Consider the following 364-nt stretch of genomic DNA (forward strand, 5'->3'; position numbering starts at 1 on the left):
CGAAACAGGTATCGACACACTGGCTCCTGCACTGGGTTCCGTTCACGGACCTTACAAAGGCGAGCCAAACCTTGGATTCAAAGAAATGGAAGAGATCTGCACTGCAATCAAACTTCCACTTGTTCTGCATGGTGGTACTGGTATCCCAACGCATGACATCAAAAAAGCAATCTCGCTGGGAACTTCCAAAATCAATGTAAACACAGAGAACCAAATCGTGTTCGCGAAAGTGGTTCGTGAAGTGCTTGCTGAGAAACCGGATGCTTATGACCCACGTACATTTATCGCTCCAGGTCGTGAAGCGATTAAACAAACCGTTATCGGTAAAATCCGTGAGTTCGGTTCCAACAACCAAGCGTAAGAA

At 46.4% G+C, this 364-nt stretch carries 1 protein-coding gene; it reads left to right on the forward strand.

Annotated features, from left to right (window positions below; genetic code table 11):
• A partial coding sequence (locus C1I60_RS25350; RefSeq protein WP_252361612.1) for a class II fructose-bisphosphate aldolase occupies positions 1 to 361 on the forward strand: 361 nt, incomplete at its 5' end.
• Between the last annotated feature and the right edge of the window lie 3 nt (positions 362 to 364).

This window comes from Paenibacillus terrae (genome assembly GCF_005217525.1).
Taxonomy (GTDB): Bacteria; Bacillota; Bacilli; order Paenibacillales; family Paenibacillaceae; genus Paenibacillus; species Paenibacillus terrae_C.